This window comes from Pedobacter sp. ASV12 (genome assembly GCF_016429155.1).
GTDB lineage: Bacteria > Bacteroidota > Bacteroidia > Sphingobacteriales > Sphingobacteriaceae > Pedobacter.
This window is the reverse complement of the sequence record NZ_JAELUC010000342.1, coordinates 1-398: the sequence shown is the minus strand read 5'-3', so window position 1 is coordinate 398 and position 398 is coordinate 1. Positions and strand designations below refer to the sequence as shown.

Sequence of the window (398 nt, the reverse complement as noted above, 5' to 3'; positions counted from 1 at the left end):
AATCATGAATATAAACGCATATGATCAATTTAAAAACATTCTTGCTTATAAAATGAGTAATAATTCAACAATGAATTTTATTGGATATAATTCAAAAGGTTTACAAGCCAATATTATTGCACAAGGAACAAATGAAACAAGCCCCAAATATGCATTTGAGAGTTTTGAAGATTTTCCAAATGCCGTATTAAGGACAGGCCTTAAGTTATATTCGTATAGTTCTGCGCCAATTACATTTTCAGTGTTTGTGCCGAATTTTAGTTTAGTATTTACCTTTTCAAGTAAGCTAGAAGTATAATTTCTACTTTGAAAGACACTTAAGAGATAATTTGGATTGTTAATATCATACATGTCTAACGCGTATTTATAATAGGTTTTTAGTAAATCCCCATTACTGG

At 29.1% G+C, this 398-nt stretch carries 1 protein-coding gene; it reads left to right on the top strand.

Translation table 11 applies throughout. The annotated features are described in order from the left end of the window. The coding region (locus JHD69_RS20595; protein ID WP_233166147.1) for a hypothetical protein at window positions 1–298 on the top strand (298 nt) is incomplete at its 5' end. Between the last annotated feature and the right edge of the window lie 100 nt (window positions 299–398).